This is a genomic window from Pseudonocardia kujensis, from assembly GCF_021283305.1.
GTDB classification, from domain to species: Bacteria; Actinomycetota; Actinomycetes; order Mycobacteriales; family Pseudonocardiaceae; genus Pseudonocardia; species Pseudonocardia kujensis.
This window is the reverse complement of the sequence record NZ_JAJSOK010000091.1, coordinates 1-25760: the sequence shown is the minus strand read 5'-3', so window position 1 is coordinate 25760 and position 25760 is coordinate 1. Positions and strand designations below refer to the sequence as shown.

The 25760-nt window shown below is 73.7% G+C and carries 19 protein-coding genes; 11 read left to right on the top strand and 8 right to left on the bottom strand.

Annotated elements, in window-relative coordinates:
• Positions 1-425 precede the first annotated feature (425 nt).
• Positions 426-1598, bottom strand: coding sequence for an acetyl-CoA hydrolase/transferase C-terminal domain-containing protein (locus LWC35_RS35525; protein ID WP_232874894.1), 1173 nt, complete (start codon positions 1596-1598; stop codon positions 426-428).
• 52 nt (positions 1599-1650) lie between these two features.
• Between LWC35_RS35525 and LWC35_RS35520 the strand changes: the two genes are divergently transcribed.
• Positions 1651-2661 (top strand): glutathione S-transferase family protein, encoded by a 1011-nt coding sequence (locus LWC35_RS35520; protein WP_232874893.1) that lies wholly within the window; start codon positions 1651-1653, stop codon positions 2659-2661.
• A gap of 67 nt (positions 2662-2728) precedes the next feature.
• Positions 2729-3991 carry a glycoside hydrolase family 3 N-terminal domain-containing protein gene (locus tag LWC35_RS35515; protein ID WP_232874892.1) on the top strand — a complete coding sequence of 421 codons (1263 nt, stop codon included), beginning with the start codon at positions 2729-2731 and terminating at the stop codon, positions 3989-3991.
• Positions 3992-4092: 101 nt separating this feature from the next.
• Here LWC35_RS35515 and LWC35_RS35510 read toward each other — a convergent pair whose 3' ends face one another.
• From LWC35_RS35510 to LWC35_RS35495, 4 genes are all read right to left on the bottom strand, one after another.
• The gene (locus LWC35_RS35510; RefSeq protein ID WP_232874891.1) at positions 4093-4995 is read right to left on the bottom strand and encodes a hypothetical protein; all 903 of its coding nucleotides are present in this window, start codon (positions 4993-4995) and stop codon (positions 4093-4095) included.
• 127 nt (positions 4996-5122) lie between these two features.
• A complete protein-coding gene (locus LWC35_RS35505; protein ID WP_232874890.1) occupies positions 5123-5908 on the bottom strand; it encodes a beta-ketoacyl-ACP reductase in 786 nt (261 codons plus the stop codon).
• Between the two features lies 1 nt (position 5909).
• Complete coding sequence (locus LWC35_RS35500) at positions 5910-11525, bottom strand: ATP-binding protein (RefSeq protein WP_443690214.1); 5616 nt, start codon at positions 11523-11525, stop codon at positions 5910-5912.
• 13 nt (positions 11526-11538) lie between these two features.
• Positions 11539-13503 carry a 3-oxoacyl-[acyl-carrier-protein] synthase III C-terminal domain-containing protein gene (locus tag LWC35_RS35495; RefSeq protein ID WP_232874888.1) on the bottom strand — a complete coding sequence of 655 codons (1965 nt, stop codon included), beginning with the start codon at positions 13501-13503 and terminating at the stop codon, positions 11539-11541.
• 438 nt (positions 13504-13941) lie between these two features.
• Here LWC35_RS35495 and LWC35_RS35490 point away from each other — a divergent pair, with 438 nt between their 5' ends.
• Positions 13942-14433 carry a carboxymuconolactone decarboxylase family protein gene (locus tag LWC35_RS35490; RefSeq protein WP_232874887.1) on the top strand — a complete coding sequence of 164 codons (492 nt, stop codon included), beginning with the start codon at positions 13942-13944 and terminating at the stop codon, positions 14431-14433.
• A 9-nt stretch (positions 14434-14442) separates the two neighbouring features.
• A complete protein-coding gene (locus tag LWC35_RS35485; RefSeq protein ID WP_232874886.1) occupies positions 14443-14826 on the top strand; it encodes a VOC family protein in 384 nt (127 codons plus the stop codon).
• A 719-nt stretch (positions 14827-15545) separates the two neighbouring features.
• Here the strand turns inward: LWC35_RS35485 and LWC35_RS35480 are convergent.
• The 3 genes from LWC35_RS35480 to LWC35_RS35470 form a co-directional block, all read right to left on the bottom strand.
• Complete coding sequence (locus LWC35_RS35480; RefSeq protein ID WP_232874885.1) at positions 15546-16049, bottom strand: winged helix-turn-helix transcriptional regulator; 504 nt, start codon at positions 16047-16049, stop codon at positions 15546-15548.
• A 51-nt stretch (positions 16050-16100) separates the two neighbouring features.
• A complete protein-coding gene (locus LWC35_RS35475; protein ID WP_232874884.1) occupies positions 16101-17570 on the bottom strand; it encodes an MFS transporter in 1470 nt (489 codons plus the stop codon).
• Positions 17571-17717: 147 nt separating this feature from the next.
• On the bottom strand, positions 17718-18110 hold the full coding sequence (locus LWC35_RS35470; protein ID WP_232874883.1) for a hypothetical protein: 393 nt from the start codon (positions 18108-18110) through the stop codon (positions 17718-17720).
• A 26-nt stretch (positions 18111-18136) separates the two neighbouring features.
• On the opposite strand from LWC35_RS35470, the gene LWC35_RS35465 reads away from it, so the two are divergent.
• From LWC35_RS35465 to LWC35_RS35435, 7 genes are all read left to right on the top strand, one after another.
• A complete protein-coding gene (locus LWC35_RS35465) occupies positions 18137-18367 on the top strand; it encodes a hypothetical protein (RefSeq protein WP_232874882.1) in 231 nt (76 codons plus the stop codon).
• Positions 18368-18374: 7 nt separating this feature from the next.
• On the top strand, positions 18375-18797 hold the full coding sequence (locus LWC35_RS35460) for a TIGR03618 family F420-dependent PPOX class oxidoreductase (RefSeq protein ID WP_232874881.1): 423 nt from the start codon (positions 18375-18377) through the stop codon (positions 18795-18797).
• Positions 18798-19046: 249 nt separating this feature from the next.
• Entirely contained in the window at positions 19047-20396 is a 1350-nt protein-coding gene (locus tag LWC35_RS35455; protein WP_232874895.1) for an ATP-dependent 6-phosphofructokinase, read from the top strand.
• A gap of 20 nt (positions 20397-20416) precedes the next feature.
• Complete coding sequence (locus tag LWC35_RS35450) at positions 20417-21310, top strand: MBL fold metallo-hydrolase (RefSeq protein WP_232874880.1); 894 nt, start codon at positions 20417-20419, stop codon at positions 21308-21310.
• 7 nt (positions 21311-21317) lie between these two features.
• Positions 21318-22016, top strand: a complete 699-nt coding sequence (locus LWC35_RS35445) for a DedA family protein (RefSeq protein WP_232874879.1) — start codon at positions 21318-21320, stop codon at positions 22014-22016.
• The gene (locus LWC35_RS35440; protein WP_232874878.1) at positions 22013-24208 is read left to right on the top strand and encodes a phage holin family protein; all 2196 of its coding nucleotides are present in this window, start codon (positions 22013-22015) and stop codon (positions 24206-24208) included. The genes LWC35_RS35445 and LWC35_RS35440 overlap by 4 nt, the downstream gene beginning before the upstream one ends.
• Positions 24209-24818: 610 nt before the next feature.
• Entirely contained in the window at positions 24819-25523 is a 705-nt protein-coding gene (locus tag LWC35_RS35435) for an alpha/beta fold hydrolase (protein ID WP_232874877.1), read from the top strand.
• Positions 25524-25760 lie beyond the last annotated feature (237 nt).

Genomic DNA, 25760 nt, shown 5'->3' with positions numbered 1-25760 from the left:
GCTGACTGGCTGGGCTGACTGGCTGGGCTGACTGGCTGGGCTGACTGGCTGGGCTGACTGGCTGGGCTGACTGGCTGGGCTGACTGGCTGGGCTGACTGGCTGGGCTGACTGGCTGGGCTGACTGGCTGGGCTGACTGGCGGGCGCGCTTGGAGACGCATGATCACCTGTGGTGGAGCGGGGCGGTCGTATTCCGACCCTTCCCGTCCACGGCCGGTGATCACGTGTCGTCGGCGGGTCCCTTGCGACGCCCTCGAGCCAGGTGATCAAGCGTCGCGGAGCGGGGCGGTCGTTTTCCGACCCTCCCCGTCCACGGCCGGTGATCACGTGTCGTCGGCGGGTCCCTTGCGACGCCCTCGAGCCAGGTGATCAAGCGTCGCGGAGCTGGGCGGTCGTTTTCCGACCCTCCCCGACCACGATCGACGATCACTGCGCGGCGCGGAACTCCCCGTCCCACAACTCCAGCAGGGCCGACCGCCGCTCCGCCCGGTCCAACCCCCGCAGGTCGGCGACGCCGCGGTCCGTGACCACGACCTCGACGTCGTGGGAGGCCGTGGTGACCGGGCGGGAGAGGCGTTCGACGAGGGTCGGCCGCTCCTTCACCGTCGAGGGCATGGCGATCACGGACAGCCCCGGCCCCCGCACCCCCGCGGCGCAGAAGTCGGGATGCCCGCCGATCATGCCGGCGCTCGCCCGCCCCACGCCCTCGACGTTGACCTGGCCGTCGAGGTCGATCTCCAGCGCGGCGTTGAGGCCGATCAGCGGCGGCGCCCCGGCCGCGGACAGCCGTCCGATGTCGTGGGTGACCTCGACCGGGTGCAGGATCCGCCGGCCGTCGGCCCATTCGTAGAGCCGGCGCGTGCCGCAGAGGTAGGCGGCGACGGGCTCGTCGAGCAGCAGGCCCTTCGCGTGGAGGTCGACCACGGGATCGGGCAGCAGACCCGAGTCGATCCGCACCGGTACCTCCAGCGCGCCGACCATCGCCTGCGCGAGCCGCCCCGGCCCGACCTGCACCCGCGCGCCCTCCGGGACGAGCCCGGCGACGTGCCGCGCCACGATCTCGTCGGCCGCGGTCGGGGTGGCGTCGGGGATCTCGATCGGCGGCGCGTCCGTCTCGCCGAGCACCGTGACCTGCTCCTCCGGGATGGGCGGCCCGACCTCGGCGAGCGGGGCGGCGGTGGAGACGACGGCGGCCACCGGCACCCCCGCGTCGACGATCCCGCGCAGGTAGGAGGCCTCGGCGCCGAGGTGCAGTCCGTCGGGCCCGCGGACCAGCGTCGCGACGAGGAGATCGGGTCGCAGCGCGCCGGCCACCAGGGCCGGGACGGCCGACAGCCGGCAGGGGACGACGTGCGCCTGCCCCGTCTCGACCATTCCCCGCACCCCGGGCCCGCCCATCAGTACCCGGATGTCGGCGAACGCCGCGGGATCCAGGTCGGGCGCGAGGCCGGGCATCCAGCCCAGCACCAGCCGCACCCCCTTGCCCTCGGCCGCGCTGCTCAGCGGGCCGTGCAGGGTGAGCGGCGTGCCGCACCCGTCGCCGAGGGCCACCCGCATGCCCGGGCGGACCAGATCCGACAGCTCCGTCGCGGTGACCATGGTCGGATTCGACCACACGGCGCGACCGGCCGGGAGGACCTAGATTCCACGTATGGCCGACATCGCAGGCGCCGCCCAGTCGAGCACGGACGAGTTCGTGCGGGAGCCGCTCGGCGTGCAGGAGCGGATCACCTCGGACGGGTCGTCGCCGTGGCCGGTGGAGGCGGACCGGTACCGCCTGGTCGGGGCCCGCGCCTGCCCGTGGGCGAACCGCGCGATCATCTCGCGCCGGCTGCACGGGCTGGAGCCGGTGATCTCGCTGGGCATCGCCGGCCCGCTGCACGACGACCGCAGCTGGCGCTTCCACCTCGACCCCGACGACAAGGACCCGGTGCTCGGCATCGAGTACCTGCGTGAGGCCTACGAGAAGGCCGTGCCGGGCTACGACAAGGGCGTGACGGTGCCGGCGGTCGTCGAGGTGGCGAGCGGCAAGGTCGTGACCAACGACTACAAGGCCCTCGAGTTCGACTTCGCCACCCAGTGGTCGGCCTACCACCGACCGGGCGCGCCGGACCTCTTCCCGGAGAAGTACCGCGACGAGATCGAGGAGCTCTCCGAGCAGATCTTCCACGACGTCAACAACGGCGTGTACAAGTGCGGGTTCGCCAAGGGGCAGCGGGCGTACGAGCGGGCGTACACGGCGCTGTTCGACCGGCTCGACGAGCTCTCCGACCGGCTCGCCGACCAGCGCTACCTCGTGGGCGACACGATCACCGAGGTCGACGTGCGGCTGTGGGTCACGTTCGTCCGGTTCGACGCCGCCTACCACGGCCACTTCAAGTGCAACCGGCAGAAGCTCACCGAGATGCCGGTGCTGTGGGCCTACGCGCGCGACCTGTTCCAGACGCCGGGCTTCGGCGACACGATCGACTTCACCCAGATCAAGCAGCACTACTACGGGGTCCACAAGGAGATCAACCCGACGGGCATCGTCCCGGCCGGCCCGGACCTCTCCGGCTGGCTCACCCCGCACCATCGCGAGGAGCTGGGCGGGCGCCCCTTCGGCGACGGCACCCCGCCCGAGCCGCCGCCGGTGGGGGAGCAGGTCCCGCCGCTCACCTGAACCCCGGCCCGACGCGCGGGGCGGGGGTGTGCGGGGCGGTGGCCGCCGGCAGGGACACTGGGGCGCGATGCGGATCGAGAGCTTCCCACCCGGAGACCTGGCGCCCGACGCTCCCGAGCGGCCGCGCCCGCCGCGTCGGCGCCGGCGCGCGGTCTCGGTCCTCAGTGCGGGGCTCGTGGTCGGGGCGCTCCTGGCCGGTATCGGCGTGATCACCGGGGCCGCGCCCGACGTCGCCCTGTCCGCCCGCAGCCAGCAGACCCCTCGGCAGGCACCCCTGCAGGCCCCTGAACAGGCCCCAGCGCCCGAGCAGACCCCGGCGGACCCGCGCCCGACCTGCGTCTCCCTGGTCCAGGCGCTCAGCCCGCGCGACCGTCTGGCCCAACGTCTGATGGTCGGGGTCGAGGCCGCCGACCCGGCCGGTGCCGCGCGGATCGTCCGCGACTCGCGCGTCGGCGGGATCTTCCTGGGCGGCAACGCGACCGCCCTGCTGCAGGGCAAGGCACTCGACGCCGTGCAGCAGGCCGGGAACCTGCCGGTCGCCGTGGCCGTGGACGACGAGGGCGGACGCGTCCAGCGCATCGACGACCTCGACGGTCCGCTGCCCAGCGCCCGCGCGATGGCGAGGAAGACCCCGGAGCAGGTGCGGGCCCTCGCCGAGGAGCGCGGCCGGCAGCTGCTCGCCCGCGGCGTGACCTGGGACCTGGCGCCGGACGTGGACGTCAGCGACCAGCCCGCCGCCTCCGTGATCGGGGACCGCTCCTTCTCGAACGACCCCGCGGTGGTCACCCGGTACGCCGGTGCCTTCGAGGAGGGGCTGCGGCAGGCCGGCGTGTACGGCGTGCTCAAGCACTTCCCGGGGCACGGCCACTCCAGCGGCGACTCCCACCAGGGCCGCGTCTCCGTGCCGCCGCTCGACCAGCTGCGCCGGGCCGACCTGAAGCCCTACGCCGACCTGCTCGCGAAGCTCGACCACGACCGTGTCGGCGTGATGGTCGGGCACCTCGACGTCCCGGGCCTCACCGACGACCTGCCCTCCTCGCTCACCGCGGCGACCTACCGCCTCCTGCGTGACGAGTACGGGTTCGACGGCATGGTCATGACCGACGACCTCGGCGCCATGAAGGCCGTCAGCAACCGGTTCACGTTGCCCCAGGCCAGCCTCACCGCGCTGGAGGCGGGGGCGGACGTGGCGCTGTCGTCGAACGTCGAGCCGGTCGCCCCGACCCTCGACGTCCTGCAGCAGGCCCTCGACTCCGGGAGGATCCCCGCCGCGGACAACGATCGCGCCGTCGAGCGGATCCTCGCCGCGAAGAACCTCTGCCGGCGGTAGAGAACGCCGAACGGCGTCCCCGCGCGGGAGGCGGGGACGCCGTCCGTGGTCACCGCCCGGTGCGTGACCACCCGGAGTGGCCCGGTGACGGGCTCGTGCGATCAGGCTCGGCCGGTGAAGATCACGGGGTCGGAGAAGATCTCGCGCTTCCACTCGGCCTGCAGCTCACCGGTGCCGGAGCCGACGGCGAACGCCTTCTTGTAGGTGTAGCCCTTGCCCGGCAGGACGGTGGTCGACTCGGCGACCTCCAGCTTCTGGGGGTCGGTGATCTCGTCGGCGTGCGCGCCGGCGAAGGTCACGTCCGGGCCGTTGCCGAAGGTGTTGAGCTCGAACGGCTTGTCGGTCCCGTTCTGCACGGTGACGGTCAGCAGGACGGCCCGGTCGACGTCCTGGGGGTAGGCCGAGCTGGACGGAGTGAAGTCGGCCGGCGCCGCGATCGTCACTGCCAGCCCGTCCTCGTAGGTGTACGTCTGCCCGAATCCCACCGTCTGCGAGGCGGCGGGCGCGCTCGCCGCGGCCGTCGGAGCGGCCGGGGCGGCCGCGCCGGACACCGTGCCGGAGCTCGCCGAGGTCCCGCCGACCGCGCTGGCGAAGGCCGTGGCCCAGAGGATGCACACCAGCAGGGCGATCGCCGAGAGCGCGATGCCCGCGACCGACAGGCCCTTGTTGTCCGCCTTGCCGCTGGTGACGCGCTGGAGGCCGAAGCCCGAGAGGAGCAGGCCGAGGATCGACAGCGGCCAGCCGATCACGCCGACGAACGGGATCCACGCGAAGAGCAGGGCCAGCAGGCCGAGGACGAACCCGGCGGTGCCGAGCCCGTTGCGCGGCTGCGGCGCGGGCGGCGGGACCGGGACGTACTGCGGCGGGACCTGCGCCCACGGCTGCTGCGGGGCGCCGTGGCCCTGCGGGGCGTACTGCGGGTACTGGCCGTACTGCGGCGGCTGGCCGTAGGGGCCGGCGTACGGGGGCTGTCCGCCCTGCGGCGGCTGCGAGGAGGTGGTCACGCTGGTCCTTTCGGCCCAGCACACTGCTCCTGTTACCGCGTTCGGGTCTCGATCGTCAGAAGTGATGAGAACACCGGCGGCGCCCCGCCGGAGCGGGGCGCCGCCGGGCACCGCGAGGACTGCGGTCCTACATGTCCAGCCCGCCGTTGACGGCGACCACGCTGCCGGTGATGTAGCCGGCCTCGTCGTCGAGGAGGAACTGGACGGCGCGGGCGATCTCGTGCGCCTGGCCCAGCCGCCCGACCGGGACGTTCGCGATCAGCTTCTCCAGCACCTTCTCCGGGACCGCGGCCACCATCTCGGTCTCGATGTAGCCCGGGGCCACGCAGTTGACCGTGATCCCCTTGCGCGCCACCTCCTGGGCGAGGCTCTTGCTGAACCCGAACAGGCCGGACTTCGACGCCGCGTAGTTCGCCTGCCCGACGGCGCCGGACTCGCCGATGACCGAGCTGATGTTGACGATCCGGCCGAAGTTGTTGCCGGACATGTGGTCCAGCACGGCCTTGGTCATGTAGAAGGCGCCCGAGAGGTTGATCCGCAGCACCGCGTGCCAGTCCTCGACCGTCATCCGCCGCACCGTCTTGTCGACGGTGATCCCCGCGTTGTTGACCAGGTAGTCGATCTTCCCGTGGGCCGCGAGCACCTCGTCGGCGTAGCGCTGGCAGTCCTCCGGGACGCCGACGTTGCCCTGGTGCACCGAGACCGAGCAGCCCTCGGCGCGGAGCTTCTCGGCCAGGTCCTCGGCGGCCTTGGCGTTGGAGCTGTAGCCGGCGGCCACGTGCACCCCGGCGCGGGCCAGGGTGGTGGTGATCGCCGCCCCGATCCCGCGCGCCCCGCCGGTGACGAGGGCGACGCGGGGCTCGGGGTGGGTGTCGGTCGCGAGAGGTGCGGGAGCGGGGGCGGCGGTCGTCATGTCAGGTCTCCAGTTCCTCGAGGGTGCGTGCGATGCCCCGGCGGACGGCGTCGACGAGGTACGGCCGGAGCTGGTGCGGATCGACGATCCGGTGGACGGACCCGACGCGCTGGGCCCGCTGGATCGAGTGTGTGCTGTCGAACTCCTCGGCCACGGCGCCGAGCTTCTCCGAGCGGACGGCGGCCCGGACGGAGGCCAGTTCGGCGCGCAGCCGGGCAGCCTCGGCGTCGGACCCGGCCTCGACGGCGGCGGCGATGCGCGCCTCGAGACCCGTCACCCGCTCGTCGGCGGCGGTCCGCTTGCGGACCTCGCCGGCGAACACCACGGCGGCGGCCGGCGCGCCGCCCAGCACGGAGGCGTACGAGCCCTCGACGGCCGCGACCTCCATGTGGTCGTTGAGCGTCGCGGAGAAGACCACGAACGCCCCGCCGTGGTAGCGGGAGACCACGCAGAACACGATCGGGCCGTCGAAGTTGACGATCGCCCTGCCGATCTCCGCGCCGTACTCCAGCTGCAACGAGCGCAGCGACTCCGGCGAGCCGTCGAACCCGGACAGGTTCGCCAGCACCACCAGCGGCCGGTTGCCGCTCGCCGCGTTGATCGCCCGCGCCGTCTTCTTCGACGAGCGCGGGAACAGCGTGCCCGCGGTGAACTGCTCGGGCCCGTCGACGGGCAGCACGCCGCGCCGCGGGATCGGCTTGGACTCGATGCCGAGCAGGGACACGGGCTGTCCGCCCAGGTGAGCGTCGAACACGACGACCGAGTCGGCGTCGTGCATGTCCGCCCACCGCTCGAGCGGGGCGTGGTCCAGGTCGGCCACGCCGCGCATCACGGAGCGGATGTCGAAGGGCTTCTTGCGCCCCGGGTTGGTCTCGGCCGAGAAGATCTCGCCGAGCGTCGTGAACTCCCCGCCCTCGTGCGGCGCGGTCGTGACGTCGCGCTGCACGGGGTCGTTGGTCGGGGCCGGCCGTGGGAACCGCTCGCCGGGCACCCGGTAGGTGTGCTCGTAGTGCCGGAACAGGACGTCGACGGCGCCGGCCAGGTCGGGCGCCCAGTACTGCGCCTGGCCGTTCGGGCCCATGATCCGGTCGTAGCCGCCGATGCCGAAGTTGTCCTCGGCCGAGACCCCGCCGGAGTAGTCCAGGCTCTGCTTGCCCGTCAGCACCATGGCGCTGTCCGGCGTCATGACCAGGATGCCCTTGGTGTGCGTGAGCATCGTGGCCTCGGCGTTCCAGTAGGGCTGGGCGCCGACGTTGATCCCTGTGACGACGACGTTGACCTCGCCGCCCGCCTGGGTGAACTCGATGATCGCCCGCAACGCGCGGGAGATCCAGTCCATGTTCTCCGTGCCGGAGTCCATGGCGATCTTGGCGCCCGACGACACGGCGAACCACTCGACCGGCACGTCCAGCTCGCGGGCGAGCCGGATCGCCGCGCACACCCGCGCGCACTCGGGCTCGGCCAGCGCGCCCAGCCCCCGCGTCGGGTCGCCGAGCAGCACCACCCGTGTCATGCCCTCGGGCTGTTTGGCGGTGGGCGCGGTGACCGTGCCGAGCACGATGTTGGCCGTGTTGCGGCCCGGCTCGCGCGCGACCGGCTCGGCGACCGGGTCCGTGCCCGAGCCCTCGACCAGGTCGTACTCGACGAACGTGCCTTCCGGCCCGGTGAGCATCGGGATGATCTCGTACGGGTAGACGGCCCCGCGCCGCTGCGCCTTGATGACGTTCTGGGCGTAGGAGTCGAGCTCGCGCATGAGGCCCGTCGGCGGATCGTCGAGCCGGACCGTCAGGCCCGCGCCCGGCGGCCGGGAGAGCCGCAGCAGGTACTCGTGCGGTGTGGTCTCGCCCGGGCGGTCGGCGCGGAACTGCACCAGCACCTGCTCCAGGCCCAGGGACCCGGTGCGGGCGGCGAGCCGCCGGACCACCGCGTCGAGCTCCTCGAGCGGGATGTCGACGACCGGCCAGACGTGCAGCAGGATCCGGTTCCAGCCCAGCTTGGCCAGCTTCGGGTCCTGGCTCCGCACGCTGCGCAGGCTGTCGAGACAGGCGTCGATCGCCCGCTCCAGCTCGGGCAGCGACCGGATGACGCCGGCGTCGTCCCGCAGCACGGTGAGCCGCCGGACGTCGGACAGGGCCAGCAGGCGCTGGTCCTCGCGCACGTTCTTGCCGGTGGCGTGGAACAGGTGCACGTCCGGCTCGGCCGGCAGCCGGCGCAGGTCGAAGTTGCCGAGCCGCCACAGCCCGAGCCGCTCGGCGACGAGCGGGTGCAGGCCGCGTAGCGTGCGGTCCTCGACGAGCGTGCCGTCGGCGTCCGGGCGGAAGGTGAACCAGACCGGACCCGGATCGGCCAGGGCGTCGGCCACCTCGGAGGGGTTGGGGCGCACGGCCACCGCGACGCGGGCGACCCGGCCGGGCGGCACGGCACCGATCGCGGCGCGGACGCGGTCGGCGCGGGCGTCGGAGTCGCCCTGGTCGTCGGCGTGGGTGGACGTGACGTACAGGTCCACCAGCGCCGTGCGGCCCTCGGGCAGCTCCTCGACCAGCCGCCGCATCTGGTTCGCGGCGGCCAGCGCGCGCCGCGGGTCGTTGTTGTCGATCACCGTGGCGAGGACCGTGCGGTCGTTGCCCCGGTGCGTGTACGACGCGGTGAGCACGGGCAGCCCGAGGCTCTCGCTGACCTTCAGGTCCTGCAGCGGCCGGATCCGGTAGTAGCGCCGGGTCATGACCTCGAGCAGGGCGGCGTTGTGCCGCGCGCCGAAGACCCCGAGGATCGGCTCGGACGAGGCGACCAGCGCCTCGATCCGCTCCGCGCGGTCGGCGGCGTCCGGCTGCTCGGCCAGCTCGTCGAGCTGCGTGCGGACCTCGCGGTGCACCCGGTCGCGCTCCGCCTCGACCGCCGGGGCGTCGAAGCAGTGGTAGCGGACGCGGCGGGCCAGGTCGCCGACGACGGGGTGCCGCAGCTGGGTGGCCAGGACCAGGTCGTCGAGCGTGCGCAGGTACTCCTCGCGGGTCGCCGCCGGCAGCCCCGCCAGGGACTCCGGGTGCGCCAGCCGCCACTGCAGCAGGTTGAGGATCACCGGCTCGTGCGCCGTGGCCCGGCGGTGCGCCAGGAACATCCAGTAGAGCGCCGGCTCGAGCTGGGTGCCGGAACCCTTGGCGGTGCCCTCGAGCTCCACGCCGTAGTGCGCGAGCGCGCGGCGCAGCTTGGCGCGGAAGGACTCCGGCAGCTGCTCCTGCTCGACGTCGCGGGAACGCAGGTAGGCGTGCAGGTACTCTTGCGGGTTGCGTCCGGACTCGCCGTTGCCGTTGCCGTCGGAGGGCTCGTCGGACTCGCGGCGGTTGCGGGACAGCGCCGACAGGTCGGTGAAGATCCGCAGCACGGCGGTCTCGCCGGCGAGCACGGCCGGGTCGTCCCCGGGCAGCGCGGCGCGCGCGGCGTCGAGCCGGGCGAGCAGCGGGCGGGACTGCCGCTCGTCGACGTCGAAGCCGAGCACCTGCCAGCGCAGCGCGGTGAGGGCGTCGGCTGCGGTGGCGGCCGGGTCCTCGTCGGCACCGGTGCCGAGCAGCGCCGAGAAGTCGGCGCGGTCGCCGCCCGCGGCGGGGCCGGCGGCGTCGGCCGCGGGCTCCAGGCGGACCAGCTTCGTGCCGCCCTCGACCTGCGTGTTCGACGGCACCAGGACCTCGGCGACGGTGCCCGCGAACGGGGCCCGCAGCGCGGTCTCCAGCTTCATCGACTCGACGATCGCGACGACGTCGCCCTCGGCGACCTCCTGCCCGGCGGTCACCGGGACGGCGACGACCATGGCCGGGGCGGGCGCGCGGACCATGCCGGCCTCGCCGCCGGAGATCCGGTGCACCGCACCGTCGACCTCGACGAGGTAGTCCGTGTCCTGCGGCGCCGACAGCACCGAGTAGGTGGTGCCGCCGACGGTCAGCCGGCGCTCGAAGCGGCCGGAGCGCTCGACGTCGACGTCCACGGCCTGCGGGGCGGCGCCGGGCACGTCGAGCACCACGCGGTAGCGGTTCGCGCGGGTGCGGGCGACCCGCAGCCGGTAGGACTCGCCGGCCGCGCGGACGTCCGTCTGGTGCCAGGCCTCGGCGCCGACCTCGGGCCGGCCGCGCTCGGCGGCGGTGAACAGCCGCTCCTGCTGGCGGGCGACGTGTCCGTCGTGCGCCTCGACGGCGGTGGCGAGGAGCGCGACGTCGAGCCGGCGCGGCGGGGTGTAGCCCTGCGCCATCAGCCCGTCGAGCCAGGTGGTGTCGGTGTCGCCGGCGACCAGCTCGGGCCGCTGCAGCAGGTCGAGCAGGAAGGCCTTGTTGGTGGTGCCGCCGTCGATCACCGCGGCGGTCTGGCGCAGCGCGCGCAGCAGCCGGGCGCGGGCCTCGTCGCGGTCCCGGCCCCACGCGATGATCTTGGCGATCATCGAGTCGAACTGCGGCGGGATGACGTCGCCGGTCGCGACGCCGGTGTCGACCCGGACACCCGGGCCGGCCGGCAGCGCGAGGTGCTCGATGACGCCGGGGGCGGGCGCGAAGCCGCGCTCCGGGTCCTCGGCGGTGAGGCGGGCCTCGATCGCCCAGCCGGTGCCGCGCGGCGGCTCCGGCGCGATGTCGGCGAGCTTGCCGCCGCCCGCGACGTGCAGCTGCAGCTTGACGATGTCGACGCCGGTGCACGCCTCGGTGACCGGGTGCTCGACCTGCAGCCGGGTGTTCACCTCGAGGAACGACAGCAGCCGCTCCTTGGGCTCGTAGAGGAACTCCACGGTGCCGGCGTTGACGTAGCCGGCGGCACGGGCCAGCTCGGCGGCGGAGGAACGCAGCAGCTCCTCCTGCTCGGCGTCGAGCGCGGTGGAGGCGGACTCCTCGATGACCTTCTGGTTGCGGCGCTGCACGGAGCAGTCGCGCACGCCCAGGGTCCAGACGTCGCCGGTGGCGTCGGCGACGACCTGCACCTCGACGTGCCGGCCGCCGCTGATGGCGCGCTCGAGGAACACGGTGGCGTCCCCGGCGGTCTTACCCGCCTCGGAGGAGGCGCGCTCGAAGGCCTCGGCCAGGTCGTCCGGCGAGGTGACCTTGCGGATGCCGCGGCCGCCACCGCCCGCGGTGGCCTTGACCATCAGCGGGTAGCCGATCGCCTCCGCCTTCTCCCGCGCCTCGGCGAGGTCCGCGACCGGGCCGCCGGACCAGGCCGCGAGCGGCACGCCGACGCGCTCGGCGAGCTTCTTCGCGGCGATCTTGTCCCCGAGGTCGCGCATGACCTCGGGCGACGGGCCGATGAAGGTGATGCCGAGGTCCCGGCACAGCTCGGCGAACTCGGCCTTCTCGGACACGAAGCCCCAGCCCGGCCAGACGGCGTCGGCGCGGGCGACCTTCAACGCGCGCTCGAGCTCCGTGTAGTCGAGGTAGGGCGACGGACCGAGGTGGTCGGGGTCGTCCGGGCCGATGAGCACGGCCTCGTCGGCCTCGCGCACGAACATGGCGCGACGGTCCACGGCGGTGTGCAGCGCGACGGTCCGCAGCGGGGATCCACCCGCGGCGTTCCACTCGCGTACGGCGTGGATGAGCCGCATGGCGGGCTCACCACGATTGACGATCGCGATCCGGGAGAAGCTGCTCACGAGGGCCATCCTGCTACGCCCCGAACGCCGCGCGAACATCCTCCACGGAGGTTCCGGCGACCGGATTCCGCGGTAACACCGTTGTCGACCGGTCCTGCACCGCGGGCGGCAGCACGACCTCCGGCGCCATCACGGCGGGGTCGACGGTGAGGACGGCGTAGCCGCCCACCGCGCCGGCGCCGAAGCCGGGCGCGAAGACCCGGGTGGGGCGGTCGATGACGCCGTCGCGCACGGCGTCGAACAGCGCGATCGGGATCGACGCGGCGGACACGTTGCCCATGTCGCCGATGTCGAAGTACAGCTGGTCCGCGCTCAGCCCCGCCTTCTCGGCCAGCTGCACGATCATCGTGCGGTTGGCCTGGTGCGGCACGATCAGCTCGATGGCGTCGAGCAGCTTCCCGCCGTCCGGGCCGGGCAGCGCGTCGAGCTCGCCGATCATCTGCTCGAGGTAGCGGGCGACGAGCGCCTTCACCTCGGGGCCGTAGACCGTGATGTCGTTGTCGAACTCCGGGTTCGGCCAGATGATCGAGTTGACCTGGGCGGGCGGGCCGCTGGCGTAGGTCTGCAGGACCTCGACGTCGCCCGCGGACCCCTCCGCCGCGGGCGCGACGACGAGGGCGGCCGCGCCGTCCCCGAAGATCATGCGCGAGGTGCGGACCCCGCCGATCTTGTCGCTGAACTTCTCGACGCAGACCAGCAGCACCGGTCGCCCGACCTCCTGCAGCTGGCGCACCGCCTCGGCGAGCCCGTACGGCAGGCCCGCACAGGCCGCCACGATGTCCGCCGAGCAGTGGGTCTGCAGGAGGCCGAGCTCGCCGGAGAGCCAGGTGGCCAGCGACGGGATGAGCCGGTCGCTGGTGCAGGTCGCCACGAGGACCGCGCCGATCTCCTCCGGCTTGCGGCCGGAGTGGGCCAGCGCGGCGTCGGCCGCGGCGAGCGCGAGGTCGCCGATGTCGTGCTCGGAGTAGCGCCGCCGCTCGATCCCGGTCTTCGCGGTGATCTCCGCGGCGCTCATCGGCGACCAGGAGAAGCTGGTGTTCCGCACGACGTCCGTGTTCTCGCAGACGTGCTCGCCGCGCACGATCGCCAGCGACTCGAGCTTCGGCTTCACCGCGAAGGTCTCGGCGACCTTGACCGGCGCGAGCGGCGTCGCCGGCGCGACCGGTGTGGCGGTGGGCCGGGAGGGGCGGGTGCGGGCGGCCGCTCCGTTGCGGACCCGGTCCAGGAACGCCGCCACCTCCCGGGTGCGCGGGTGGAACGCGATGACGACCTCGTCGTCGCCGATCGCCGACGCCTCGCGCAGCTCGGTCCGCGACCGCGTCCACGGGTACTGGTTGTGCAGCACCATCGCCCAGCGGGACAGGGCCTCCAGTTCGGGGGCCTCCTCGTGGGCGTCGAGGATCTCGGTCGGGGAGAAGGTCGGGTAGTCCGGCTCCAGGTCGGGCAGGACGAACGTCAGGGCGCCGGGCTGCGCGAGGAACTCCGCGACGGTCGGCTTGACGGGCTCGAGGTCCGTCGCGTGGTGCTTGCGGTTGCCGTACACGTCGAAGAGCAGGCCGAACAGGCGCTCCTCGACCTCCGGGTAGCGGCCCTCGGGCAGCGTGCCCCAGGCCTCGGCGACGGCGGCGGCCTTGCGCTCGCCGTCGACCCACGGGGTGACGACGGGCAGGAACACGTCGTCGCGGGTGCGCGGCAGGTCGCGCCAGCGGGTCGGGCGCTTCTCGTACATGGTCAGGGCCCAGCGGTTGACCCAGAACAGGTTCTGGCCGAGGTCGCGCAGCAGGTCGTAACGGCGGGTGTACGCGCCGCGGGCCACCCGCTCGGTGATCTCGGTCCCGGTGGGGGCCTTCGACTCGAAGTCGCGGCCGATCACGGCAGCCGCGCCGTCGAGCGTGTCCAGCACCGAGAAATCGAGATCCGGCGAGAAGTTCGCAGGGAACACGAGGCGGCCGTGGCGGTTGACCACGAACGGCTTCATACGGGTGCCTCCAGGCGGCGGACGCTGATCGAAACGTGAGCCGAACAACGGGGAAACACTGGGTCGGCGCGGCAGTCGGCGGCGCGACGGACCCGGGAGGTTTCGTGCTTCGGCGGTGAGGGAACCGTAGCGGGAATTCGCCGGAGATCGGAACGTGACCTGGCTCTTCACCCGTCTGCCGATACCTATTGTTGGGGATCCGAGGAAATGTTACCGGCGGGTTCTACTCAAGGGTTTTACTTGTGCGTTCGCTGTGCCGGACGGGAATCGGCGCAGTTCACCGACGTGTCACCGTCCGCAGTGGACGTCGCCGCCGCGGACGTGCGCCGTGGTTCTGGCACCGGGTGCCGGTCCGATCTAGGGTCCCGGGGCATGGCCCGTGTCACGTACCTGACCCCCGAGACCGCCCCTCCCGCCGTCGCCTCGACGTTGGCGAAGATGCCCCAGCTGCACGTCTTCCAGATGGTCGCCCACGCCGAGACGGCCTTTCGGCCCTGGCTGAAGTTCGGCGGCGCGGTCCTCGCCGACCTCGCGATCGACCCGTTGCTGCGCGAGCTGGTGATCCTCCAGGTCGGACGGCTCGCGGCGCGCTACGAGTGGGAGCAGCACGTCCCGATCGCGCGCGCCGCCGGCGGCACCGCCGAGCAGATCGAGGCCCTCGAACGGGGCGAACTAGGGACCTTCGACCCTGGTACGCGTGCGGCGCTGGAATTCACCGCGGCGCTCGTGCGTGACGGGGAAGTGTCCGACGAGAACTATGCGGCACTCGCGGCCGGGTTCTCGGAACGGGAAATCGTCGAGATCGCGCTCACCGCGGCGCATTATCTCGGCCTCGCGCGCATCATGACCGCGCTGCGGATCGATCCCGACGCGCCCGCAGGCCCCGAGGGCCTGTCCGCGGCACGGGTGCGGCGGCCCTCCGCTGAGTAGGCTCGCCGGATGGAGATCCTCGCCGGACGGGTGCTGCTGCGCCCGTCCGACCCGGACGTGACCACGGCCTTCTACCGGGACGTGCTCGGGCTGGCCGTCTACCGGGAGTTCCCGGGCGGCACCGTGTTCTTCCTCGGCGGCGGGTTCCTGGAGGTGTCGGGGCGGGCCGGGGAGCCCGCCGAACGCACCGGCGTCGCGCTGTGGATGCAGGTCCGCGACATCACGGCCGCGCACAAGGAGCTCGCGGACCGCGGCGCCACGATCGTCCGGGAGCCGCGCCGCGAGCCGTGGGGGCTCGACGAGATGTGGGTGACCGACCCCGACGGCGTCCGCATCGGCATCGTCGAGATCCCGCCGGAGCACCCGCTGCGCCGCGACACCCGCGGGGACTGAGCGCCCGAGGCGGAGGCGAACCGTGCACCCTTGCGGGGAACCCCGTTCCGGCCCGCCTCACACCCCCGACGACCGCCGCACATCCCCCGAGTGCGCGCCGCCGCGACGGGTGGGGTCGCGCCTCGAGCCCCCGACCGCGTTATGGAGCCATACTGCGCTGACGAGGGGGTCCTGGGCGCGTTATGGATCCCTACTGCGCTGACGGGCGGGTCCTGGGCGCGTTGTGGAGCCGTACTGCGTTGACGGGCGGGTCCTGGGCGCGTTGTGGATCCGTACTGCGTTGACGGGCGGGTCCTGGGCGCGTTGTGGATCCCTACTGCGCTGACGAGCGGGTCCTGACCGCGTTATGGATCCATACTGCGCTGACGAGGGGGCCCTGGGCGCGTTGTGGATCCGTACTGCGCTGATGGGCGGGTCCTGGGCGCGTTGTGGATCCACACTGCGCTGATGGGCGGGTCCTGGGCGCGTTGTGGATCCGTACTGCGCTGACGGGCGGGTCCTGGGCGCGTTGTGGAGCCGTACTGCGTTGACGGGCGGGTCCTGGGCGCGTTGTGGATCCGTACTGCGTTGACGGGCGGGTCCTGACCGCGTTGTGGAGCCATACTGCGCTGACGAGGGGGTCCTGGGCGCGTTGTGGATCCCTACTGCGCTGACGAGGGGGTCCTGGGCTCGTTGTGGATCCGTACTGCGCTGCTGGGCGCGTCGTGGAGCCCGTCGCGTCAGGCGGAGCGGAGGCGGGCGCCGGGGCCGGGGTCGGACGTGAGCCTGGTCCGCGGCTCGATGAGGTGTCCCGCCTCGCAGCGCAGTTCCGCGTGCACCTCGGCGCCGCAGTCGGCGTGCCGGATCACCATCGGCGGCCCCGCCTCACCGGCCAGGTGCTGGTCGCCCCAGTCCCGCAACGCCGTCATGACGGTGCGCAGGTCCTTGCCGGCCCGCGTGAGCCGGTACTCGTGGCGCTCGCGGCGGCCGGGCTCGCGGTAGGGCACCTTCTCCACCAGGCCTGCGTCGACGAGGCCGGCGAGCCGGCGCGTCAGGACGTTGCGGGCGATGCCGAGGTGTGCGGCCAGGTCGTCGAAGCGGCGGACGCCGTTGAACATGTCCCGCAGCACGATCACGGTCCAGGCGTCGCCGATCAGCGCCGCCGTGCGGGCGACGGAGCAGGTGCCGCTGTCGAAGTCGGTCCAGGCCGAGCCGGGCGACGGTGCGGACGCTGCGGACGTCATGCGCGCCAGGGTAGTCGCGCGCCTGGGTTGCCGCCAGAAACCCCGGGGGTCTCAGGCCGCGGCGCGGCCGGCCAGCGCGGGGTCGTCCCGCGTGTCGGCGACGCCCTCGGGCGCGGGGGTGACGGCCGCGAGGGCCATCGCCACCACGGCTGCGATCGCCGAGGCCAGGAAGACCACGGTGAAGGCGGTGCCGGAGGGCCGGGTCTCGCCGCCCACGTCCATCACGAGCGCGGTGCTGACGGCCGCGACGACCGCGGTGCAGGTCGACGTGCCCAACTGGCGCATGAGCGTGTTCAGGCTGTTCGCCGCAGCCGTCTCGGTCTCGGGCACGGCCCGCATGATGAGCAGCGGCAGCGAGGAGTAGGCGAGGGTCGCCCCGATCGCGCCGACGGTCGCGGTGCCGATCAGCAGCAGCTCCGACGACGGCAGCAGCGCGAACCCGACGTTGCCCACCGCCAGCAGGGCGGTGCCCAGGATCAGGGTGGTCCGCGGGCCGCGGATCCGGGAGATCATCGCGGAGGCGGACGAGAAGACGACCATCGAGCCGCCGATCGGCAGCAGCACCACGCCCGCGAGCAGCAGCGACAGCCCGAAGCCGTAGCCGGTCTCGACCGGGGCCTGCAGGATCTGCGTGGCGAGCATGAAGGTCGCGAACATCGAGAAGCCGATCAGGACCGTGGCGGTGTTCGTCAGCAGCACGGACGGCCGGGCCGAGACGCGCAGGTCCACGAGCGGCGCACGCCGGCCCAGCTCCCACCGGCCCCACAGCAGCAGCAGTACGACGGCCGCGCCGAACAGCCCGAGGACCGTCGGACTGGTCCAGCCCCACTCCGTGCCCTTCGAGATGCCGAGCAGCAGAGAGACCAGGGCGCCGGCGATGCCCACCGCACCCACGGCGTCGAACCGCCCGCCGGTGCGCACCCGCGACTCGGGGACCAGGCGCGACACGAGCAGCAGCTGGATCACCGCGACCACGGCGGCGCCGGCGAACAGCCAGCGCCACGAGGCCCACTGCGCCACCAGTCCGGTGATCGGCAGCCCGACCGCGCCGCCGACGCCGAGCGACGAGCTCATCAGCGCCACCCCGCTGCCCACCCGCTCGGGCGGCAGGACGTCGCGCATCAGGCTCATCCCCAGCGCGATGACGCCGAACGACACGCCCTGCAGCACCCGGCCGAGGATCAGCAGCAGGATGTTCGGCGCCGCGGCCCCGACGACGGACCCGACCAGGATCACCGCGATCGACACCAGCAGCATCCGGCGCTTGCCGTACATGTCGCCGAGCCGCCCGAGCACCGGGGCGGACACCGCGCCCGCGACCAGGGTGGCCGTGACCAGCCACGCGGCCGTCGACGGGGAGACCGACATGAGCCGCGGGAACTGCGGCAGCAGCGGGACGACCATCGTCTGGATGAGCGACACCAGCAGACCGCAGGACGCGAGCACCAGGATCGCCACGGTGGGGCGGGCGGGCAGCCCGGTTGCGGCGGGGGCGGGCGATTCGACCAGGTCGGCACTCACGAGCGGTGGTCTCCGTCCACGAGAGGGTGCTCGATCAGGTGACCACGGCTGCGGACGCCGTGGCAAGGCGAAACCTTGCCTTTGCCAACTAACTCACGCCGAGCGGCCGTCGGGAATGCGTAGGGCACTACGGGTTCTCGCGCACCGTCACCTGCCGCCCCCGTGACCTCCAGCACGAGCTCGACCAGCCGCCGCGACGGCCGGGTGCGTCGACCCGCGCGTCGGCGGGCCCGGCGGCCCGGGTGCTCGACCCGTCTGCGGCGCAGCAGCTCCGGGGTGGGCCCGCCCAGGGCCGACCAGGCGTGCCCGCGGCGCAGCGGCACGCGCAGCCACTCGCCGGCCGGGGGCGGGGTGCAGCATCGCCTCGACCGCCTCGACCGCCTCGACCGCCTCGACCGCCTCGATCGCCTCGATCGCCTCGATCGCCTCGATCGCCTCGATCGCCTCGACCGCCTCGATCGCCTCGATCGCCCGCGCGGCCCGGGCCCGCAACGCCATCCCGGCCGAGGTCAGCGCGAGATGGTGCGTCGAGCGCTCCACGAGCGGCGCTGGGCGCGGCCGTCGCGGTGCTGTCCTCGCTGCCCTACTCGCTGGAGCTGCTCGCGCTGCGCAGCGTCCCCGCGAGGACCTTCGCCGTGGCGATGAGCCTCTCCCCGCCCGTCGCGGCGCTGGCCGGGGCACTGGTGCTCGGGCCGGCCCTCACCCCGCCCGGCGCGGTCGCGCTCGCGCCGGTGGTGGTCGCGTGCGCGGACGCCGTGCGGTGGGCCGGGCGCCGGCGCACCCCCGTGGAGGCATGATGCGGGCGTGACCGCACGCCCCCTGCGCACCCGGCTCGCCCCCGACGTCGTCTCCGACGAGTTCCGCGCCTTCTGGACCGAGCGCCGTCTGGGCACCCTGGTGACGCTGCGCGAGGACGGGACGCCGCACGTCGTGCCGGTGGGGGTCACCGTCGACGTCGAGGGGGGCGTCGCCCGGGTGATCTGCCGCGGCGGCTCGCAGAAGGCCCGCAACGTCGCCGCGGCCGGGCCCGGTGGCGCGCGCGTCGCGGTCTCGCAGGCGGAGGGCAGGCGCTGGTCGACGCTGGAGGGCGTCGCGGTGATCCGCGACGACCCCGAGTCCGTGCGCGACGCCGAACAGCGCTACGCCGCGCGCTACCGCGTGCCGCGGGTGAACCCCGAGCGGGTGGTCGTCGAGATCCGCGTCGACCGCGTCCTCGGTATCGTCTGAACCGATCCCGTAGCGTGGCCCTGTCGGTCCGTGTCCGGATCGGGCACGCTGGACACACTTCCAGGGTCAGGGGTCCCCGTCGTCGCGGGCCGGCCCGTCCGGCACACCGCCAGATCCGGCGGCGGGCAGCACGGCACGCAGCAGACCAGCGAGGACCGAGGGACCACGGTGAGCAGCGCACAGGACGCGGCCGACGCCGCGCGCACGACCGACACGACCGGCGAGGGCACGACCCCGCCGGACAACGTCGTGCACCTCTCCCGCACACAGGCCGTCACGCAGGCGGACCTGGAGATCCGCAGGCTCGGGACCGGCCGCATCGACTCCCCGATGCTCGACCTGCTCGACGCGCGGCAGACGACCGAGCACTACGTCGACGAGGACGACCGCGTCCTGCTCGACGACACCGTCGCCCGGGTCACCGCCCGCGGCGTGCCCGTCGACCAGCTGCCCGGCCTGGAGCCGTGCGGGCCGCGGCGCAAGATCTACTTCGACCCGTCGAAGACCCGCGCCGGCATCGTGACCTGCGGCGGGCTCTGCCCGGGGCTCAACGACGTCATCGCCGGCCTGGTCCGCACGCTGACCTACCACTACGGCGTCAAGCGGATCGTCGGCTTCCGCAACGGCTACCAGGGCTTCATCTCCCGCTACGGGTACGACGAGGTGGACCTGACCCCGCAGTACGTCCGGGACATCGCGGTCGACGGCGGCACCGTGCTCGGCACCTCCCGCGGCCACCAGGACCCCGAGGAGATCGTCGACTGCCTCGAGCGGATGCACATCAACATCCTGTTCGTGATCGGCGGCGACGGCTCCATGCGCGGCGCCATGGGGATCGAGCGGGTCATCGCCGAGCGCAACCTCAAGATCGCCGTCGTCGGGGTGCCGAAGACGATCGACAACGACATCCCGTACATCGACCAGAGCTTCGGCTTCCAGACGGCGTTCTCCCGGGCGTCGGACTCGATCCGGGCGGTGACCGTCGAGGCCAAGTCCACGGCCAACGGCATCGGCCTGGTCAAGCTCATGGGCCGGCACTCGGGGTTCATCGCCTGCTACGCCGCGCTCGCCCGCAGCGACGCCGACGTGGTGCTGATCCCCGAGGTCCCCTTCGCCCTGGAGGGCGACACCGGCCTGCTCGCCCACCTCCGGCGGCGGGTGGAGCAGCGCGGGCACGCGGTGGTCGTCGTCGCCGAGGGGGCGGGGCAGGAGCTGCTGGAGGCCGCGCAGGCCGCCCGCACGGACGCCTCGGGCAACCGCAGGCTGGGCGACATCGGCCGCTACCTTCGGGACCGCATCGAGGACCACTTCGACGAGGCCGGGATCGAGACCTCGGTGCGCTACATCGACCCGAGCTACGCGATCCGGTCGGTCCCGGCCAACCCGTACGACAGCGTGTACACGGTCCGGCTGTCGCAGGCGGCCGTGCACGCGGCCATGTCCGGGCGCACGGCGATGGTCGTCGGGCGGGTCCGGCGCCGCTTCGTGCACATCCCGATGCCGCTCGCGGTGAGCAAGCGCAACCAGGTCGACCCGCACGGCGACCTGTGGCAGGCGGTGCTCGAGTCCACCGGGCAGCCGGTCCGCTTCGGCGTCTGAACCCACCTACTGTGGCGGGCGTGCACCACCCGGCCCTGCGCTTCCTCGGCCACTCGACCACCCGGCTGGAGCTGGGCGGACGCGTCGTCCTCACCGATCCCGTCCTCACCCCGCGGGTGTCGCTGCTGCGCCGCGTGGTGCCGCCCCTGCGCCCCGAGGACTGGGCCGACGCCGATCTCGTCCTGATCTCCCACCTGCACGGCGACCACCTGCACCTGCCCTCGCTGCGGCTGCTCCGCCCCGACACGCGGGTGGTGGTGCCGCGCGGAGCGGGGGAGTGGGTCCGCAAGCGGGGGGTGCGCCGGGTCGAGGAGATCGACGTCGGGCAGGAGATCCGCGAAGGCGGGCTGCGGGTCACCGCGGTGCCGGCCGCGCACAGTGGGCACCGGTGGGGTCCGCGGTCCACCCGGGGCCCGCAGTCGCCGGCGCTCGGGCACGTCCTGGAGGCCGACGGCCTGCGCATCTACGCCGCCGGCGACACCGACCTGTTCCCAGGGATGCACGACATCGCCGCCGGCGGCCCGCTCGACCTCGCGCTGCTGCCGGTGTGGGGCTGGGGCCCCAGCCTGGGGCCCGGGCACCTCGACCCGGAGCGGGCGGCGGAGGCCGTCGACGTGCTGCGGCCGCGGCTCGCCGTCCCGGTGCACTGGGGGACGCTCGCCGTCGCCGGGCTCACGCGGGCGCCGGCCGGGCACGGTGCACGGATGCGGGCGCTGCTGCACGACCCGCCGCACCGGTTCGCCGCCGCAGCGCGTCGGCGGGGGAGCGCCAGCACGATCACGATCGCGCGGCCGGGCCAGGACGTGCCGCTCGACGGCACCGTGCCCGACCCCGACCCCGCACGCGCTGCGGATCGCACGAACGGGCCGTCCCGGCGGGGCGCGAGCGGTCCGCGCCCGGGGCACCCGGAATGATGTCCGCGTGACGGGCTCCCTCGCCGCGGACTGGACGAACCCGCAGGCCATCGGCTACCCGGTGCTCGTCGGCGGCGTGCTCCTCGGGTCGATCGTGCCGGTGGTGCCCACGGGCGCGGTCGTCGGCGCGGCCGCCGCCGTCGCGATGACCACCCCGCACCTGTCGCTCCCGCTGGTGCTGCTGGCGTCGACCCTGGCCGCGTTCGTGGGCGACGTCGTGACCTACGGCGTCGCCCGGTTGGGTGGTGAGGCCGCGGTCCGGTTCGTCGCCCGGGGCCAGACGCCGGAGCAGCTGGCCCGTGCCCGGATGCGGTTCACGCGGCACGGGTGGCAGCTGATCGTCGTCGGGCGGCTGGTGCCGGCCGGGCGGATCCCGGCGCTGGTGGCCGCGGGCACCCTGGGCTACCCGTGGCGGCGGTTCCTGCCGTCCGCGCTGGTCGCGTGCCTGTTGTGGGCGGTCGCGTACGCGCTGCTCGGCATCCTCTCCGGTGGGTTGTTCGACAACCCGCTCGTGGCGACCCTGGGCGCCGCGGTGCTCGTGCTGCTGGTGGGCGCGGTGTCCGCGGGGATCGGCCGGCTGGTCCGACGGCGACGCGCCCGGCGTGCCCCCGACGTCGCGCCCGGGGAACCGGAGGAGATGATCGATCCGGCGGCCGGCCCGACGCGGCGCGGCCCGCTCCCGCCGACCGACCAGGAGCGCCCGTGAACCGGCCGAGTCCGATCGTCCGCGACTACCGCGCGACGCCCGTCGAACGCGGTCCGCTGCTGCGCGGCGGGCGGGTGGTCGCCCGCGTCGTGCTGGTGTGGGCGCTGGTCACCGCCGCGCTGCACCTGCTCGACGTCTGGCTCGCCGGGTTCGCCATGGCGGGCTGGTGGCAGCCCACGGTCTGCGCGCTGCTGCTCGGCCTGCTCACCGCCGTCGTCTGGCCGCTCGTGCTGCGGATCGCGCTGCCGATCGCGCTGTTCACGCTCGGCCTGGGCAGCTTCGTGCTGCTCGCCGCGGCGGTGCTCGCGGTCTTCTGGCTGGTCCCGGGCGTGGAGCTGACGAACATCCGCACCGCGTTCGTGGTGGTCGTGGCGATGACGGTGGTCAACGCCGTCGCCACCAGCCTGCTGGCCGTCGACGAGGACGAGCTGTTCTTCCGCCGCGCCGTCCGCCGCAGCCGCCGCTCCGCGGCGCCCGAGCAGCAGACGCCCGGGGTGCTGTTCCTGCAGATCGACGGGCTGGGCCACGACACCGCCCGCCGCGCCGTCCGCGACGGGACGATGCCGACACTGGCGCGCTGGCTGGCCGAGGGCAGCCACGGCCTGCAGCACTGGACCACGGACTGGAGCTCGCAGACCGGCGCCAGCGTCTCCGGGATCCTGCACGGGAACAACGACGACATCCTCGGTTTCCGCTGGTACGAGAAGGACCGCGACCACGTCATGGCGTGTGCGCACCCCGCCGACGCCGCCGAGATCGAGCGCCGGCACTCGGACGGGCGCGGCCTGCTCGCCGTCGACGGCGCCAGCCGCGGCAACCTCTTCACCGGCGACGCCCCGCACTACAGCCTCACGATGAGCACGGTGACCGTGCTCGGCGGCAAGCGCTCGGCCCGCCGGCGCGACCACGTCGGCGGCGGGTACTGGGCCTACTTCGCCAACCCGGTCAACGGCATCCGTACCTTCGCCGGCGCGCTGGTCGACGCCGTGCGCGAGGTCGTCGCCGCCGCGAACCAGCGCCGCGCCGACGTCCGCCCCCGCACCCACCGCGGCGGGATCTACCCGCTGGCCCGGCCGGGCACCACGGTGATCGCCCGGGACGTCGTGGTCTCGGCGCTGATCGAGGACATGATCGACGGGCGTCCGGTCGCCTACGCGGACTTCCTCGGCTACGACGAGGTCGCCCACCACTCCGGGATCGAGCGCTTCGACGCCCTCGCCGTGCTGCGCACCATCGACCAGCAGATCGGGCGGCTGCACCGGGCCGCGCAGCTCGCCCCGCGGCCGTACCACATCGTGTGCCTGTCCGACCACGGGCAGACCCAGGGCCAGGCGTTCGCCGACCGGTTCGGGGAGTCGATCGAGCAGTACGTCGGCCGGCTGTGCGGGGCCCCGCCGCCGCGCCCGCGGCGCCGGCTGTTCGGCCGCACGCCGGCCGAGCGCTCCGCCCGCCGCGCCGCCGAGGGCTGGCAGGTCGGGGCGGTGCTGGCCGAGGCGTCGTCGGGCGGGGGGCTCGTGGCCCGGCGGCTGCGGGCGCGCGTCGAGAAGGCGGGCGCCTCGCCCGCCAAGCACCGCACCGAGTCCGGGAAGCCCGGCGAGGTCGCGCGGGCGGCGCCCGGGGTCGTGGTGTGCGCGTCGGGGCACGTGGCGATGGTGTCGTTCACCGAGCACGAGGGCCGGGTCGAGCTCGAGACGATCGAGCGCGAGTTCCCCGACCTGTTGCCCTCGCTCGTCGACCACCCGGGCATCGGGTTCGTGCTGGTCCGCAGCCGGGAACACGGCGCCGTCGTGCTGGGGCGCGACGGGGTGCACCGGCTCGCGAGCGGCACGATCATCGGCGACGACCCGCTGGCCGACTACGGCGAGCACGCCCCCGACCTGATCCGCCGGGTGGACACCTTTCCGCACTGCCCCGACATCATGGTCAACAGCCGCTACGACCCCGCGACCGACGACGCCTCGCCCTTCGAGCCGCACGTCGGCTCGCACGGCGGGCTGGGCGGCCCGCAGAGCCGCGGCTTCCTCGTGGCGCCCACCGCGCTCGCCGACCCCGGCGAGATCGTCGGCGCCGAGCAGCTGCACCGCGTCTTCCGGGGCTGGCTCACCGACCTCGGCCACCCCGAACCCACCGGCGACCGCCCTGCCCCGCGTACCGCGGCCGCAGAGCAGGAGCGGACCGCGCGGGTGCGGTGATCGTTCCGTGCGTGACGTGAGAGCTCGTCGGGGAGCGGTGGGGTACCGCTCGCGCTCCTCGTGGCACTGATCCTTCCGAGCGTGACAGGAGTGCTCCTCGGGCAGCAGTGGTGTGACGCTCGCGCTCCTCGTGGCACTGATCCTTCCGAGCGTGGCAGGAGTGCTCCTCGGGCAGCGGTGGTGTGACGCTCGCGCTCCGCTGAGAGGCGGTGATCGTTCCGAGCGTGACGGTGGTGCTGTGAGGGCAGCGGTGGTGTGACGCTCGCGCTCCTCGCAGCCTGATCGTTCCGAGTGTGACGGGAGTGCTGGTCGGGGAGCGGTGGTGTGCCGCTCGCGCTCGGCTGGTGCTTGGTGATAGTTCCGAGTGTGACGGTGGTGCTGTGAGGGCAGCGGTGGTGTGCCGCTCGCGCTGATCATGGTCCGGATGACCGCGGCGAGAGTGACCGGAGTGCTGTGGCGGCGGCGCTCCGTCACCTTCGCGCTACCGCAACCCGCGGTGCCGCGACCACGGGCGAGGAGGCCGTCACCCACGAAGGGAGTGCTCCGCTTCCGGGTGGGTGGGGCCGGTGGCAGGCTGGGCGGGCGGGTCCGCAAGGGGGCGGGAGGGGCGATGGGGCAGCCGGTCGTGCTGGTGCACGGGGCCTACCACGGCGGGTGGTGCTGGCGCCGGGTGGCGGCGCTGCTCCGCGAGGTGGGGCACGAGGTGTTCACCCCGACCCTGACCGGGCTGGGGGAGCGCGCGCACCTGCTGACCCCGGAGGTGGGGCTCGCCACCATGATCCACGACGTGACGGCGGTGCTGGAGACCGAGGAGCTCACCGACGTCCTGCTCGTCGGGCACAGCTTCGGCGCGCTGCCCGTGCTGGGGGCGGCCGACCGCCTGCGGGACCGCATCGCCCGCATCGTGCTGCTCGACGGCCTGGTGGTCGAGGCGGGCCGGCGCGCGTTCGACGGGCTGCCGGCGGACGTCGTGGTGCAGCGGGAGCTCGACGCCCGGCGGCGCGGCAACAACCTCGCGATGCCGCCCCCGCCCGCCGAGGCCTTCGGCGTGACCGACCCGGCCGACGCCGCCTGGGTCGAGCGGCACCTGACCCCGCAGCCGTTGCGCAGCTACCGCGAGCCGCTGGCGGTCGAGGGCCCGCTCGGCGCGGGTCTGCCGGTCGCGTACGTGTACTGCTCCGAGCCGGACTACCCGGCGATCGCCGCGGGGCACCAGGTGGTGAAGGACCACGGCTGGGAGTGGCGGGACCTGCCCACGGGGCACGACGCGATGGTCACCGACCCCGCGGGCACGGTCACCGCCCTCCTCGCCTGACGCCGCCCGCGGCTCGCTGACACGGCCACGGCGCGCGCATCGTCAAACGCGACGAGGAACCCACCAAGCGCGCATCATGGTTCCATAACGCGACCAGGCGCCCGCAGAGTGCGCATTGAGCCTTTCTCAGTAGCGGCGCGGTGGTGGCGGGGCGACACGCCGACGACGGTGAGTTGACCCGGAACGGGCGCAGGACCCCGGTAGAGAAGTTGGTCCTTCCACAGATCAACACTCACA